Below are 15,197 nucleotides of genomic sequence, written 5' to 3' on the forward strand. Positions count from 1 at the left end.
ATTTTTATATTATAGTTTCATCCCTCTTTTAATTATTGAGGGATGGTATGTTTCATAAACTGACGGTATGTTTTATAAACAATACAATGCTGTTCGGCCTTTGATTGAAACTTCTTCTCCAGTAAAGCTATCAAAGACATGTATGTCTGGTTCAGCTTTTAAGTATTTAGATGGGTTCTTTATCTCCCTTAATTTAATATAATTTTTATTTGCTGAAATTTTTTCTATAGCCTCAATACGAAAATAAGTATTAGGCTTAACCAAGATTTCAGCTTCGTATGGTTTAAATGTATAAGCGTTAATAGCCCGCCCAGATGATTTCAAATCTATTTTGAACTGAGCAGCAGATGCACCATCGTAAGCAGCAGAGACTGAAAAACTTCTCGCTACACTAGGAATGGTCGATGTCGATAAAAAGGCTTTTTCGTGTAAAATATCGCCAACATCTAGCTTTTCTAGAAGACTGTTTTTAATCGATGAGCCTCTAAAAACGGTCCCCTTATAATTAGGTAGCTTATTCATTACGCTTCGCATATGAGAGACCCTCACTTTGAGTGACTCTCCATAGCCAGGTAGTAAAAACTCCTTCGGTTCACCAGCTCGCATATACTCATTCACCACATCATGATCGACGCGGCCATAGCTTTTGATTGCAGAGTACTCCTCTGGGATCATTTTTCTTTCTGCTCTTTCATGGTTGGTTATCGCCCCGTCCATCAAGTCGTTCTCCATCTGCTCTCGCTGAGTTGAAGAGAGAGGTTGCCCTTTAAACTCAGTGAAATCTTCGGCAAAAACGTACCCATGAGTGACAACTAATAATAAAGCAATCGATATTTTTGATTTCATATTCATTCCTTACTTAAAGGCACGCCAAAGAGCGCCAATAAGATTGGTTTATCTCTTCGCCCGAATATAGGTTGTATGTCATCCCTTCTACCGCATCATGTGATGACACAGTCCCTAGAGCCAACATCGCAGAGCCTCGGTTTAACTCGATCTTTGTCACTTTGTAGTAAGTGTTTGGTGGTAACAACACTTCAGCTTCTCCCCCAAATTCAGACAAACCACCGAGAGCACGGCCATTGCTTTTGATCTGAATCTCATATAAGGCACGCTGCAGTGGCTGTGGCGAATTGGGTCTTGTGATGGCAAACCGTTTAGCAACTTCAGGTATTGCGCTACTAGAAGTAAACGCAGGCTCAACAACAACATCTCCAACTTGAAGTTTGTTCAAAAGAGATTCTTTTACCCACGCCCCACGATAGGTAATACCCTTATATTCAGGGAGCTTTGACATAGCCCCCCGAATCTGTTTTATGAACTTCTTAGTTGTCTTGCCGTATTGGCCCCAAGTTGATGTATCAGTCGCTCTTAAATAGTCATTAGCAGATTGATAACCAGATACCGAAAAATCTTCTAGAGCTTCCAAATCCTTTTCCGTCATAAATCTAAATCGCCAACCGCTGGAGGCTTTAGCCCAATCAGAGAACTGAGAAGCAAGCTCTTCAACTTGAATATGACTTCGCAAAGGTGCTTTTAAGGCATCAAATACCTCTGCATGAATAGTCGCGCTAAGACAGAGTGTAAAAAGAGCAATAAACCTCAACATTGTTCGTGACTCCTATTACCAGTAGCTAGGATTGTTAGGACTCAAGTCACAGGGAATATTTAGCTCATTCTGTTTGATGACACCGAATCGAATCGCACTAAACAGCTCTAGCTGTTGGAGAGTCACACTGTCAAACCAATCAGCAAATGGGATTAACCAATACATTGACTCATCGCCGGAGATCTTAAACAAGGCGTCTCTCAGTTGCGGGTACATGATCATGCAAGTTCTGCCCGGTAGATTGGTGAAGTTGTCATTAACTTGAACTAGCAGGTCGAGTTTTCTACCTAATTCAGAATTAGCACTGAACAAATCATCAATAGATGCATGTAAACGCACGTCATAACTCATATCTTCGCCACTGTTCGCTGGGTAATAATATGCAGAGTCGCTATCGTCAATATTGTAATAAACGTCCAACGTCATGTAGCGCAGTAGATGAGCAGGTAATGGCTCAGATAGGAGTGCGGTCGTCCCCATTTCTCCTGATGCGTAGTGGCCTGTAGAAATATTCTGCGCATGGATAATACCAATGTATCTCTGGAAGTCGCCAAGCTGTCCAGCAAGCCATTCCTCATCATTGCTGTCAGCCACGCTCATCGCTTCTAAAATACGATTTTTTACCACGCTTTTCGCTAACGGTAATGCTGCCGCAAGATTGCTGGTATTCAAGTTGGACGCCTTTAGTGCTGACGCAATTAAAGGTGCATGTTTATCGACATCAAAGCTTCCCGGATATAGGTAACTATAAAAGCCGTTAACATGTGTTGCTTGCCATTCACTCTCTAGTGCCGAGCTAATAAAACCTTCCAGTTTTGCCAAACGCTTTGAATGCACGTAATACCCTGAGTCTTTATTCCTTTCATGCCAATCAGCAATGTGGTGCAATGACGATTCGCGAGAGAGGTTTTCTTTTGCTAAGTGGCCAGGAGACCAAGCGGCACAAGCATTACCACCGCCACACTCGGCGTCCATTGCCGCACTTGAATCAAACATCCAACGCATCACTTGTGCTTTGTCAGCTTCTGCAGTTCTGATGATGCGCTGCTTATCGGAAAAACTTAAGATCTGCTGTTCAAGCCAAGCTTCTTCATGTTGAGAGCTCCAACCTTCGTTGATCAGTTCATCCATAGATTGTGCAAAAACACGCTTGATCGCATCGCGATCTGGCATAACCATCTGCGCAATTACTTCATCTTTTGCAGAGTCATAATGCTCTTTCTCTGCAGGAATCCACGTGTACTCAGTACACCCTCTGAAGTTAGGGTCACCACCAAGTATCCCAATTCGAGTACACTTCTCGTACCCTTCTTGAATGACAAAATACTTTTGACGACGTTCAGTAGCTGTGGCCGGACGCCCAAAAATACTGCGAGACATTTCATCTATCGCTAAATAATCCGCTTGGTCTTTAAAATAGCGATGGGCTTTAGCAACCGCTTCGGAATCAAACAAACGATCGATGGCATTCATGCCCTCTGCATACATTTCTTCTTTTAACTTGGCTCTAAGGACATCAAGCTGGGAGTTCGCGGTCTCGACGATTTTGATCTTCGAATTGAGAACCTGTCGGTAAAGTTGATGCAATGATTGACGATCTAAGCCTTCCACTTCCCCATTTCTAAGTTGATCAAGCACCGCCACTGCCAAGTCCAGATGGTCTTGCTGGCAATGCTGCAAGCGCGCTAGTGCTCGATTAGCTTCTCGCTTAGATGGCACATACATTGGACGGTTGTTGTTTTCTTCCTGCTCTGGGTACAAAGCCAGCAACGCATCAATCTCAGTACGGCAAGTTGAAGCAAGATCAGAGGCAAACAGTTTGGCATTCGCACCTTCTAGCGCGAGCTTATTAAAAATGGCTTTCTGAACTTCAGTCTCGACAGAGTTAATCAACGTCTCTGCTAACACGGCTTGTGCTTTTAACGCTTCTTGATAATGCTGCTGATATTTAAGCGCTACATCAGAGGCATACCCCTTCGCCAGCGCTTCAAGCATGCGCTGTTGACCGGATGCAAGATCCGCCCAATGCTGCTTATCTTTTTTGTCTTGTTGAGTGACGATGTCGTCGTGAACGGTAAAGCTATAATGATCACCCGCAGCAACTCGATTCCAACGAGCCGTTAGGATCTTACGATCAATCTCTCGCTCAGGTAGCTTGAGAACGCCAAACCAGTCAATCAAACTCATAACCGTAGCAAAACGGTCGTATGACGTTTTTGTCTCATCTTCAAAGGCTTGAGCCACATCATTTGCCCACAAACCCACGGCAATGGTATCGCCTACTGGCCCTAACGCTTCAAGCGCGCCCTTGGCAAAACCTGCCGTCGAGTGTCCGATTGTCGCAAGCAAGCTCGCCGCTTCTTCAGATTCAAGAACGGCAATATTGGCAGGACCGACCTCAAGTAGAGATGCAGTTTCTGGGAAAACTTCATCTGCCTCAGCAAGCGAAGGTCGAGCGTCTGCGTGGTGTTCGGGCGCAGACAAAAATAAATCTTCTGGCGTTAGGTCTTCACTGAAGTTTCGGTAATTTGACTTACGTATATCGTGGAAGCTCTCACGATCTAATACGTTGTATTCGTCACCAATATTACAAACTTCAAAGGCACTAACATAGGGGGAAGCAATGGCACACGCCAATACCAATTTTCGTAACTTCATATAATTATCCTTGGTTTGAGAAGTTATTTGCTTCTTGCAGGAAGCAGCAAGCCTCCGATTACTTATTCGCAACCGGAAATTGAACGTTTTTAATTAAGATGCTCTAGTGGACAAACGCTGAGAGCAGAGAGACTTAGGGTTAAGTCTTTGGATGATGCCGAGGGATCATTGATTTCATAGACAGCCAAACTTTTGTTGTTGTGTTTTATTACCTCCTGCGTACAAGACAGTCTGTTAGAAAGAGGCTATCAAGGTTGCAAGGGTGCTATTTTTTATTGTTTTTATAAAATTTCGCAAAACATTAAACCAGCAGCCCAGTTGCGGCAATGCACCTTATCTCAACTTGTTGTAAGTGATTCGCCACTTAAGATAATGATAATAAAGACATTAAATTATATAAGGCTTATGTCTGGGAATGTTCCCAATAAAGATAATAACAACAATATAGATTACTGTTTCATTTCAATTATCTTCATTTCGCTCGATACCAGAGACAGTTAAAAACAAAAGAATCAATAATGTGTTTTTTGAGTAAGACGGTCGAAGATTAAGCAAATCGTCGAGTCAAACGAGAAGCGAACCATTCAACAAACTCATCATTAAGACCTTATTTTATAACACCTTAATAATTCAATCACTCATTAATTAGCAAGACAAATGGTCGATATCTCATAATACAAAAAGAAATTAGCCATTGCACCGACTATACATAGCCTTAATCGATACACTTGAACTATGGTTTACCTTTCAGACCGACCATTTCCCTAGGTATTTACAAGCCAACAATAATCGAGTGATCTGTGGCTTTATTCGCCACCTTTATCGTTTCATTGTTAAGATGCAGTGAACCTTCCACTGGATGGACCATTAATAGGGAGATCTTCGCCTATAATTCCTGACAGTTTTGGTTACTTCGTAAAAATTATGTTTCTAACACCTTATTTTTCAGACACTAATCACCAATTTCAATTTACTCGTGAACAAGCAAGTCATTTTGCAAAGCGCGTAGCTGGTGATTACAACCCTATTCATGATGAAGACAACAAACGCTTTTGTGTGCCAGGCGATCTGCTTTTCGCCGTCTTGCTAAGCAAAAAAGGCGTGAGCCACAAAATGCGCTTCGATTTCTCCGGAATGGTGAACGATGGTGTGGCACTTCACATTGAAAATAAGTGTGAAAAAGAAAGTGCTGTTGTAGACGAAGCAGGCAAAGAATACCTGCACATGTCTCGCGAGGGTGAAACCAACCACGATCCAGCCTTCATTGAACATGTGGTCACAAACTACGTTCAGTTCTCTGGCATGAACTTCCCGCACATCATGGTACCTCTAATGGAAGAGAAGCAAATGATGATCAACTGCCAACGTCCATTGGTGATTTACGAAAGCATGGAAGTGGAATTCAACCGTCTAGACCTGACTCACCCTGAAGTCGACTTCACAGGTGCAACATTCGATGTTGAAGGTAAGCGTGGTGTGGTAACGCTAAACTTTGCCTTTAAAGAAGATGGTGAAGTAGTAGGTAAAGGCATCAAACGTATGGTGGCGAGTGGCCTTAAACCTTACGACCAAGAAGCGGTAGACGATTTAGTCCAACGCTTTAACGAACGCAAGGACGCCTTCCTAGCAAAGTTCGCTAAGGCAGCCTAGTCTTCAGGAAGCAAACTTCAACAGAGTAAGCTTCGCTAGATAAGGCCCTGCCGACCAATTTCAAAAATTCATAAGAAAGCCCAGTGACTTCACTGGGCTTTCTTTTTATCTGTGTTTTTTATCTACGTTTTTTTATCTATGGCTCTCTTTTTATAAGCGATTGGCTTTACGGTCATCAAATCCAGCGACGTGCTTGGTTCTTATAATCCAAATAATCTTCACCAAACAGACGTTCTAATGCCCGCTCCTCTGGCTTAATTTGAAAGCGATTCATGTAAGCAACAAACAATACTCCACATAAGATAACACTGAGGTGCTGCCACAATAGTCCAATCGCAATGATGACAAGCAATAGCGCGACGTACATTGGGTTACGTGTGTAAGCGAACACGCCAGTATCCACCACCTGCGAAGCGGTTTCAGGCTTCACTGGGTTCACGGTTGTTTTCGCTTTACGAAATTCGTAAACACCTGCGATTCCGATAAAACCAGCAATCACAATCAGCCCTGCGGTTACAAACTCAACGAACGGTACGGTAATTTTCATCTCTGGCATGGCGTCTTTTAGCCAGTACATCAGGAGTACCATCAACAGAAACAAAGCGACAGGTGGGACTTTCAGCTCAAGCTTTTTCAATCTTCATATCCTTATGAGAGTAAAACGTTGTCATCGTCAATAACGGTTCTTAAATAATAAAAAGCCCAGTCAAACTGGGCTTTTATAAAATACTATATCAAGGTTAGCAAAGCTTGAACTGGGTGTTTAGGTTTTACCCCTTCAAAGCGTTTGACTTGGCTTCGGCAGGAATACCCCGTAATCAAGCAGCGTTCATTGTCGAGCTTGTCCAAGTTAGGCTTCCAGCTCAGGTCGTAAATGTCACGCGACATCGATAGCTTGTCTACCTCATGACCAAAGGTCCCTGCCATGCCACAACAGCCAACAGACACGGTGTTCAACACTGCACCAAAGTGAGCGAAAATAGCCCCCCACTCTTTCTCGGCATTTGGCATTTTGGTCTTCTCAGTACAATGGGCGAACAAATACCAAGGCGCTTGCTGTTTCGATTCAAGAGCATCGAACTCGTTCAGCCTTGGATACAACCACTCATGAGCGGTAAGCACATCGAACTCGCCGCGCTTGCTACCTAATACCTCAGCGTACTCATCGCGGTAACACAGCACCAATGCAGGATCGACGCCCACCATTGGAATGCCTAAATCCGCGACCATTTCCAAAAACTTCGCGGTATCTTGCGCGGTGTTCTTAAACTGACGTAAGAAACCTTTGATGTGCTGGGCTTTACCATTTGGCTTAAACGGTAGAAGAACCGGATTCATGCCGAGTTTCTGAACGAGCTTGATGAAGTCTTCCACAACCTCGGCGTCGTAATAACTGGTGAACGGGTCTTGAACAATCAGCACGTGCTTTTGTTTGTCTTCAGAAGATAAACCGCTGAGTGCTTGCAAGTCATAAGCCGTGGTTAAGGTCTCTACTCGCTCTTTCAAAGTCGGTACAGACAACAACGGAGCATCAACATAACCTACTGTCGAAGCCGTTAAACTCTGCACCCAAGATTGTTTTAGCACACCATTTACCACACTTGGCGCTTTGGCCATCAGTGGCAACATGGATTCAATGTTTGACACCAAATAGTCTTTTGCCGGACGTTGGTAACGTGAGTGGTAAATATTGAGGAAGCGAGAGCGGAAGCTAGGTACATCCACTTTAATCGGACACTGGCTCGCACACGCTTTACACGCTAAACAGCCATTCATCGCTTCATACACTTCATGGGAGAAGTCATACTCGTGACGACGATTAATCGAATGACGCACACGGTCGATCATGGTTTTGATGGACGTTTTGTTTTCCAACGTCTGCTTCTCTAGGTCGAGAATATCAATACCCTGCTCAGTCAATTGACGTAGCCACTCACGAACTAAGCCCGCACGCCCTTTCGGTGAATGACGGCGGTCTGCAGTGACTTTCATTGAAGGGCACATAGGTGAACTGGTGTCGTAGTTAAAACACAAGCCGTTACCGTTACACTCCATCGCCTGCTTGAAGCTATCACGTACCTGAACATCAATCTGGCGATCGAAGTAGCCGCGTTTGGTATCGGTGACTTTCACAAGCTCTGCATCGCTATTCAGCGGAGTGCAGATCTTACCTGGGTTCATTTTGTTGTGTGGGTCAAAAGCGGCTTTGACGCGACGTAGTTCAGTAAAGAGTTCTTCACCAAAAAACTCTGGGCCGTATTCAGAGCGGAACCCTTTGCCGTGTTCACCCCACATTAAGCCGCCGTATTTTGCCACCAGCTTAACCACCTCATCCGAGATTTCATGCATCAAGGCTTCTTGATGAGGATCGCACAGATCCAATGCAGGACGAACGTGGAGCACACCTGCGTCTATGTGGCCAAACATGCCGTAGTTAAGTGATTTTGCATCAAGCAACTCGCGGAACTCAACGATAAAGTCCGCCAAGTTTTCTGGTGGAACACAAGTGTCTTCGGCAAACGCAACAGGCTTAGCGCGCCCTTTCGCCGCGCCCAATAAACCCACGGCTTTTTTACGCATGTTGTAGATACGGCCGATGCTCGCCACATCACTGCATACTTGGTAGCCAATGATGCCCGCTTCTTCTGTTTCTAGCATGCTATCAAGTTTGGCCGTTAGGAACGCAACTTGAGAAGCAACTTCCTCTTCATCCTGACCAGCGTACTCGACCATGTTAATGCCAAGCATCTCTTTATCAGGTACATCGGTAATCAAGTCACTGACGGTGTGCCAGACAATGTCTTGTTTCGCGAGGTTCAGTACTTTTGAGTCTACGGTTTCAACCGACAAAGCCTTCGCCTCAACCATGAATGGCGCGTTACGCAATGCAGAATCAAAACTGTTGTATTTAACGTTAACCAGAGTTCGCGCTTTAGGAATGCGGGTTAGGTTGAGCTTCGCTTCGGTGATGAACGCTAATGAGCCCTCAGCGCCGCACAAAACACGAGTGATATCGAAGCTGTCTGCCTCTTCGTCAAACGCATTTTTAAGGTCATAGCCCGTAAGAAATCGGTTTAACGGAGGAAACTTATCGTTAATTTGCTGGCGTTTGTCACGGCATACCGACTCCGTCACACGCATTGCCGTATCGGCAAATTCCCCTTCATTCGGCAAGCCATGAGAAAGGTCGGATTCCAAAATCGAACCATCAGCAAAAACCGCTTGAAGAGAGAGAACGTGATCGGAAGTTTTACCGTACTTAAGCGAGCCTTGACCGGACGCATCCGTGTTGATCATCCCGCCGATCGTGGCGCGGTTACTGGTCGATAAGTCTGGAGAGAAGAAATACCCATAAGGGCGAACGGCATCATTCAATTGGTCTTTGACCACACCCGTTTGAACACGAACCCAGCCCTCTTCTTCATTCACCTCTAACACTTTGTTCATGTGGCGAGACAAGTCGACCACAATACCTTTCGTTAAAGACTGGCCATTGGTGCCAGTGCCGCCCCCACGAGGAGAAAAAGTAATGCGTTCGTATTCTTCTCTATTGCTGAGTTTACCGATGAGGGAAACATCTTGGGTGGTTTTGGGATGGACAACAGCCTGAGGAAGCTGTTGATAGACACTGTTGTCAGTGGCTACCGCGAGACGGCTAGAATACTGGCTTTCGATATCGCCAGTGAACCCGGAATGCTCCAGCTCTTTGAGAAAACTAAGAACAAGAGGATCGACATCCGTTTGCGAGTGTAATCTTGGTAACATTTGCTTCCTGCCCCTACTGCGCTGATCCAATCAGCTGCGGGTTATCTACTTTTTAATCATCCTTGCCTTTCGCTCCAACAGCCGTTTACGGAGGAAAGTCGTGAATGAAGTTGTTTTCTTTGAATTATGTCACTTTACAACATTTAAAAAAGCGTTCAAATTAGAATCTCAATACAATATTTAAACTTATACTTTATTTTTGAAGGCTTGATGCCTTACATTGAAAGGGAAATAGCCTTTCAATATGAGCTTTCAGGATGAAAAAAAATAAAGTTGTAACCACTGAAGATATCCTTCTAAAACTTTGCCAGTCGGTTTCTGGCGTTCTCACTTCGGCAACCTCTTCTCAAATTAATTACTCTGCAATGGTGCAAAAGATCAATAAAACCAGCCTCAAGCCGGATTTTGGTTGTTTTGTGCTGTTTGATGGCGGTTTCACTGGCCTAGTTGTGATTAACTTTACCGCGAAAGCGGCGCTTGAGATCTATACCAATTACATGCGCAATATGGGCATGCCAGAAGAAGAACTGGCGATCTCACACACCTCAGATGAAGTGGGCGATGTACTGGGTGAGTTGATGAACCAACTTGTTGGTGACTTCACCAACAAGATTCGCAAAGAGCTACAAACCAATATCACTCAGAATCAGCCAAAAATGCTGTCACTGAACAAGCAAGTGATTCTGCAAGTCGATACCAACCTCGACCGCCCACAAGCGCGACGTGTGACTTTCTCAACAGCAAACAACAACATCTTCTATTTAGAGCTTGCCATGGACAAAACCGAGTTTATCCAATTAGAAGAGTTTGAAGTGGCGGAAGATGAAAGCCCAGACGATATTCTGGAAGCCACGCGCAAAAGCATGGAAGATAAAAAAGCGGCAGAATCTGCGAGCAACAAGAGTGATGCCGATGATCTGCTTGACCAACTTGGTCTGTAATTTTTGTTGATAACCTCATCATCGCAAAGCCCCTTTTTACAAAGGGCTTTCTTTTTGCAGCACGCTTTTCCCTTGCTATCGTTATTCCGTTTTTGCCTCAAAAAAGGTAATATGTCCGACTTCTTAAATTTTCCGTTCTCGGTACTGGTTGTCGATGGATAAACAAAAAGCTCTGAAAAAAATCGCCAAGTGTTTAGAACTGGGCAATTCCGCCAACGTAAATGAGGCAGCTAACGCTATCAAGATGGCGCACCGTCTCATGCTGAAATACGGCTTGGACAAAGATGATATTGAGTTTATCAAAATGGGTAAGACTCAATCTTCACACCTCCTGCCGACTAACATCAGCTCAACACTGCTGCGTGTGATTCGTGGCATTAACACCAAGTTCGGTGTTGAAGCGGTTCTACTGAACCACAAAGGGCTTAAACGTGTCGAGTTTATCGGTGAAGCAGACCGCGCAATTTTCGCGGCTTTCGGTTTCGATATTATCTATCGCGAACTAAACGAGAGTACCGGGCAATTCCGCAATAGCTTTGCTGGTTCTGGCACCTCTTCAATGGAAGTCACTCGTCGCGTAAACTCATTCGTTTCTGGTTGGGTGGAAGGCGCGTTAGAGAAGTTGCCAGTGATCTCGCCAGACGAAGAGTCAACAAACAAAATCAATAACTACATTGATAAAGAATTCAAAAACATCGATCGTGAGACGTTCAAGAAGCAGCTCAAAGAAGCGATGAAGAACATCACAGCAGACTATGAAGTAGGCTTGAAGAAAGGCCGTAAAGTCTCCGTTAACCGTGGTGTTGGCGGTGAACAAGCTAGGAAAATGTTGGGCGACTCTTCTAAGTAACCATAGAACTGGTCACAACGTCGCCAACTATAAGAAAAAGCTTACAAAAGTTCTCTCTGCCTGACGTTCTCATAACAAATATCAATACTTTCTATTCCATAATTCACATCCCATTATGAGGCGCACTTGCGCCTCGGCTTATACGGAGATTTTCCCTTGAAAAAGATGTCTATTGCACTTGCGCTAGTGCTGGCTCTTACTGGCTGTCAAGCAACACAACGCCAAAACGCAACCACAGGTGAATACGAAACTAACTCAACCACGCAAGGTGCGCTTATCGGTGCGATCGCAGGTGCGGCAATTGGCCTAGCTGTGGGTGATAACGCAAAAGAACGCCGTAAAGGTGCTTTGATTGGTGCAGCTGCTGGCGGTGCAACAGGCGCTGGTGTTGGCTACTACTTCGACCAACAAGAAGCGGAACTGCGTCGTGCCCTACTAAACTCTGGCGTACAAGTTGAACGCGTTGGCGAAAACCAACTGCTTCTTCGCATGGAAAACGGCATTGGCTTCTCTTCAAGCTCTTACCAACTTGATTCGAGCATCCACAACACACTGCGTGGCGTGGCTCGAATCCTAGTTGAATACCCAGACACAAGTCTTGTGATCGATGGTTACACAGACAGCACAGGCAGCGATTCTTACAACCAAACGTTATCTGAGCGCCGTGCTGAATCAGTACGTCAGTACCTAGTGTCACAAAAAGTTGCTCCAGGTCGCGCAATTGCACTTGGCTACGGTGAGCGCAACCCAATTTGTTCAAACCAAACTTCTGAAGGTCGTGCTTGCAACCGTCGTGTTGAAATCCAGATCTTGCCACTGAAGTAATTTGGTTGCACCATACCGGTAATAATAATGATTACCGGAGCAGGTCTAGCGAAGCGCGCTAGACCTGACATACCCAATGTCTTTCAGAACCATTGCCCTCACCTTTGCTTTAAGTACCTGCTTTAGCAGCACTGTATTTGCTTCCCCAAATCCAACACAACCCGAAGCCCAATTCGATCTTGCTCAGCAACTGGCACTGAAACCCAGCCCAGAGTCACCTACAGATGCCCGTTATTGGTTAGAGCAATCGGCACACCAAGGGTATTTGCCCGCTCAAAAGCAATTAGCAGAAGATTACGCACGCGGCTTAAGCGGTAATATCGACTACACTCAGGCAGTCTATTGGTTTACCTCGGTTGCATTAAATGATCCGACTGACCGCGGCTTTCTGTTAGCGGATTTTGTTCAGCATCATAAAGCTGACGTTTCAAACTCTGATCTGGTGGAAGCTTGGTATCAATTGTCTGCACTTAAAAATCCTCAAGCAGAACAAGCCTACAATCAGTTTTTAGAAGAGCGCTTCAATCAACTCAGAGCGAAACAAGTTTCTGAGATTGTCGAGCTTGATAAAAAAGCCACCGATGAAGAGAAACAAGAAAAAGTAGAGATACAGCAAGAGGCTAAAGCGGACGAGTCCAACATTTGGTACGCTTCCGGTACACTGGCTGTCGCTTTGCTGCTGGGTGGAGGTGCCTTTGGGTTCCGTAGAAACAGTCATAAAGCTAAAATGAGCGCTGCGTACGAAGCCTCTAAGGCTCAGCAACTAGAGACACAAGTTAAAGAACTGCAGTTTGCTAACAAACAGCTTAAACGCCAATTGGAAAAAGTATTTAAAGAGTTTAAGAAGATCAAAGGGCAGCCTGAAAACCAAAAGCTCCTCATCGCTTGTGCCATGTTTGGCTATACTCCGCAAACCATCCCTGACAGTAAGGCAGTAAAGTTGCGCTACAGACAATTGTCAAAACTCTATCATCCTGATTCTAGGGGAAGTGAAGAAGAGATGAAGCGTTTAAATCAAGCGTTTAAAACCATTTCACAAAATGTTACAAAAGAGTAAAACACCGTCGCACACCTTAAGCTTGCGAGCTTTTTACCCTCGAAAACAAAGGCTCGCAATCGATCTCCCTCTCAAACAAATTAACAGACATTTAACCTGCCTATCTTTTGTATGCCATAATACTCGGCGAAAAATAACACCTAACGACTCAAAATTCATATAGGTGGGGAGAAAATCAATGTTCACTGAAGAAGGCACCTGTGATTGGTGTAAAAAACCTAGCTTTGTAACTCGCCATGATTACGTAGATGGTAAGTACCACAGTTCTTGCAAAGCTTGCTACGACATCGCCAAAATCGATGTTCGCCTATTCAACCAAGGCGAATTGCAAATGCGTGAACGCATGGCGCAAAGAGCAAGTTAACAAGAACAAATCAACGGAACTGATTTTCAAGGGCGCCTTTTTACAAGGCGCTTTTTTGATCCCGCTTCAATACTTATCTCGCCGAGATTGTCTTGATGGTATTCATATTCCCTAACTCTCCGGTGTTTCGATGTCTATTAACAAACCTATCTAAAACAATGTCACTTATTTCATAGTGAAGACGATGGTATTCCCTGTCAGCGGGTCAAACCAATGATGGTTCTGGAGTATAGTTTTTGCTCAAACACAAAACATTGGTGACCACATGTATACAGATGAAGCAGCCGCAATCATTGCCAACCAGCCGCCTGAAGTCGTTGCGACCGGTGAGTTGATGGTTTTGAAGAACACAATCAAGCGAAAAGTGTCAGGGCCTAATAGAGCGCGTCTACTGAGAATCGCAGGCTCCGATTTAGGCAGTCTATGTACACGAGCAAACCCTGGCAACATAGAACAGATTCGTGCCATGTTTCAATCCATGGTACAGCTCGTTAGAGCCGGTAACATTGGCCAGTTTGAAGCAGAAGTCGCACGCGCAAAAACCGAATTCTAACCATTATTAAACATCGATCCTTGTATTTTCAGGCTGCGAATTCGCAGCCTGCTTATTATCTACTTATCGAATTAGGTCCCCTGTTAGCAGCCATCTTACTGCCCGCTTCACTTCAAACTTCCGCTGTATATTTATCTTCCTCACAACTTTAAGGACTCTTAAAACCCAGTAGAGAGTCTCAAAAAGCACTGTAAAGCACTGTATAGACCTGGAAAAACCACTGTATATAGAGCTCGAAAGTACTGTATATACAGTAGTAAACACCTGTATATACTGTACCGAAATGCAGACCATCTCACATTTCCCCACCTTTATCAAACATGTCAAAAATTAAAAATAGTCATTTAATTTCAATAATTTAACAAAAATAAAGTGATAACTAAGAGAACGTTTTTCAACTCAATTCATAAAAATCGGTTGATCAGGCATCAAAAACAAACTACTGTATACACATACAGCATGTATAAAGGAACAGTAAGATGCGGTTACAAACTCAATCTCATACATACTCTCGTTACAACGTATTGGCACAAGCAACACAACCTATGGATGTGTCTGACCAACTGCTTTCTAAGTTGGCAGTATTGTCTCAACAGCAACAATGGGTCCTGTTTACCGCTGAGTGCCCTCGTCCTGATTTTGAGCAACTTGCTGCTTCCAACATTCGCTGTCAAAACATCATTCAGATGAAGCCATCTCAACAGCTTTCTGAAGTGGAAATCGTGATTAAAGCTATTCAGTCTGGTAACGCCAGTGCCGTCGTCGCGTCGAACAAGATTGCATTAATGAACCAATCAATGCTTCGCGACATCGCTCAACGTTATCAGTGTGAAGTCTTTTTCGTCGAAGGCAGAGTAAACAAGTACCACTAACAAGATCGACGTTATCCATCCTGCATCTCGCCTCCTTTTTAGGCTGTCTCTTG

The 15,197-nt window shown here is 44.3% G+C and carries 13 protein-coding genes; 8 read left to right on the top strand and 5 right to left on the bottom strand.

Annotated elements, in window-relative coordinates; translation table 11 throughout:
* Positions 1-72: 72 nt before the first annotated feature.
* The 3 genes from KIV40_RS09165 to KIV40_RS09175 are packed head-to-tail and all read right to left on the bottom strand — an operon-like array spanning position 73 to position 4,267.
* Positions 73-846, bottom strand: a complete 774-nt coding sequence (locus KIV40_RS09165) for an ADP-ribosyltransferase (protein ID WP_285348786.1) — start codon at positions 844-846, stop codon at positions 73-75.
* Between the two features lie 13 nt (positions 847-859).
* Positions 860-1,609, bottom strand: a complete 750-nt coding sequence (locus KIV40_RS09170) for an ADP-ribosyltransferase (RefSeq protein ID WP_012127802.1) — start codon at positions 1,607-1,609, stop codon at positions 860-862.
* A gap of 15 nt (positions 1,610-1,624) precedes the next feature.
* The gene (locus KIV40_RS09175) at positions 1,625-4,267 is read right to left on the bottom strand and encodes a hypothetical protein (protein ID WP_012127801.1); all 2,643 of its coding nucleotides are present in this window, start codon (positions 4,265-4,267) and stop codon (positions 1,625-1,627) included.
* A 924-nt stretch (positions 4,268-5,191) separates the two neighbouring features.
* On the opposite strand from KIV40_RS09175, the gene KIV40_RS09180 reads away from it, so the two are divergent.
* Complete coding sequence (locus KIV40_RS09180) at positions 5,192-5,917, top strand: DUF3581 domain-containing protein (protein WP_005533480.1); 726 nt, start codon at positions 5,192-5,194, stop codon at positions 5,915-5,917.
* A gap of 175 nt (positions 5,918-6,092) precedes the next feature.
* On the opposite strand, the gene KIV40_RS09185 is transcribed toward KIV40_RS09180, so the two are convergent.
* Positions 6,093-6,554, bottom strand: coding sequence for an isoprenylcysteine carboxylmethyltransferase family protein (locus tag KIV40_RS09185; protein WP_285348789.1), 462 nt, complete (start codon positions 6,552-6,554; stop codon positions 6,093-6,095).
* A gap of 92 nt (positions 6,555-6,646) precedes the next feature.
* Positions 6,647-9,682 carry an FAD-binding and (Fe-S)-binding domain-containing protein gene (locus KIV40_RS09190; protein ID WP_285348791.1) on the bottom strand — a complete coding sequence of 1,012 codons (3,036 nt, stop codon included), beginning with the start codon at positions 9,680-9,682 and terminating at the stop codon, positions 6,647-6,649.
* Between the two features lie 257 nt (positions 9,683-9,939).
* Here KIV40_RS09190 and KIV40_RS09195 point away from each other — a divergent pair, with 257 nt between their 5' ends.
* The 7 genes from KIV40_RS09195 (at position 9,940) to KIV40_RS09225 (ending at position 15,144) form a co-directional block, all read left to right on the top strand.
* The gene (locus tag KIV40_RS09195; protein WP_005428030.1) at positions 9,940-10,623 is read left to right on the top strand and encodes a DUF3334 family protein; all 684 of its coding nucleotides are present in this window, start codon (positions 9,940-9,942) and stop codon (positions 10,621-10,623) included.
* Positions 10,624-10,777: 154 nt separating this feature from the next.
* Positions 10,778-11,473, top strand: coding sequence for a DUF2786 domain-containing protein (locus KIV40_RS09200; RefSeq protein ID WP_285348793.1), 696 nt, complete (start codon positions 10,778-10,780; stop codon positions 11,471-11,473).
* Between the two features lie 165 nt (positions 11,474-11,638).
* A complete protein-coding gene (locus tag KIV40_RS09205; RefSeq protein ID WP_375164812.1) occupies positions 11,639-12,298 on the top strand; it encodes an OmpA family protein in 660 nt (219 codons plus the stop codon).
* 76 nt (positions 12,299-12,374) lie between these two features.
* The gene (locus KIV40_RS09210) at positions 12,375-13,355 is read left to right on the top strand and encodes a J domain-containing protein (protein WP_285348796.1); all 981 of its coding nucleotides are present in this window, start codon (positions 12,375-12,377) and stop codon (positions 13,353-13,355) included.
* A 178-nt stretch (positions 13,356-13,533) separates the two neighbouring features.
* Positions 13,534-13,719 (top strand): hypothetical protein, encoded by a 186-nt coding sequence (locus KIV40_RS09215; RefSeq protein ID WP_005428035.1) that lies wholly within the window; start codon positions 13,534-13,536, stop codon positions 13,717-13,719.
* Positions 13,720-13,984: 265 nt separating this feature from the next.
* The gene (locus tag KIV40_RS09220) at positions 13,985-14,272 is read left to right on the top strand and encodes a hypothetical protein (protein WP_285348798.1); all 288 of its coding nucleotides are present in this window, start codon (positions 13,985-13,987) and stop codon (positions 14,270-14,272) included.
* 479 nt (positions 14,273-14,751) lie between these two features.
* Positions 14,752-15,144 (top strand): SulA-like leucine-rich domain-containing protein, encoded by a 393-nt coding sequence (locus tag KIV40_RS09225; protein ID WP_285348800.1) that lies wholly within the window; start codon positions 14,752-14,754, stop codon positions 15,142-15,144.
* Positions 15,145-15,197 lie beyond the last annotated feature (53 nt).

It is taken from the genome of Vibrio sp. D173a (assembly GCF_030248475.1).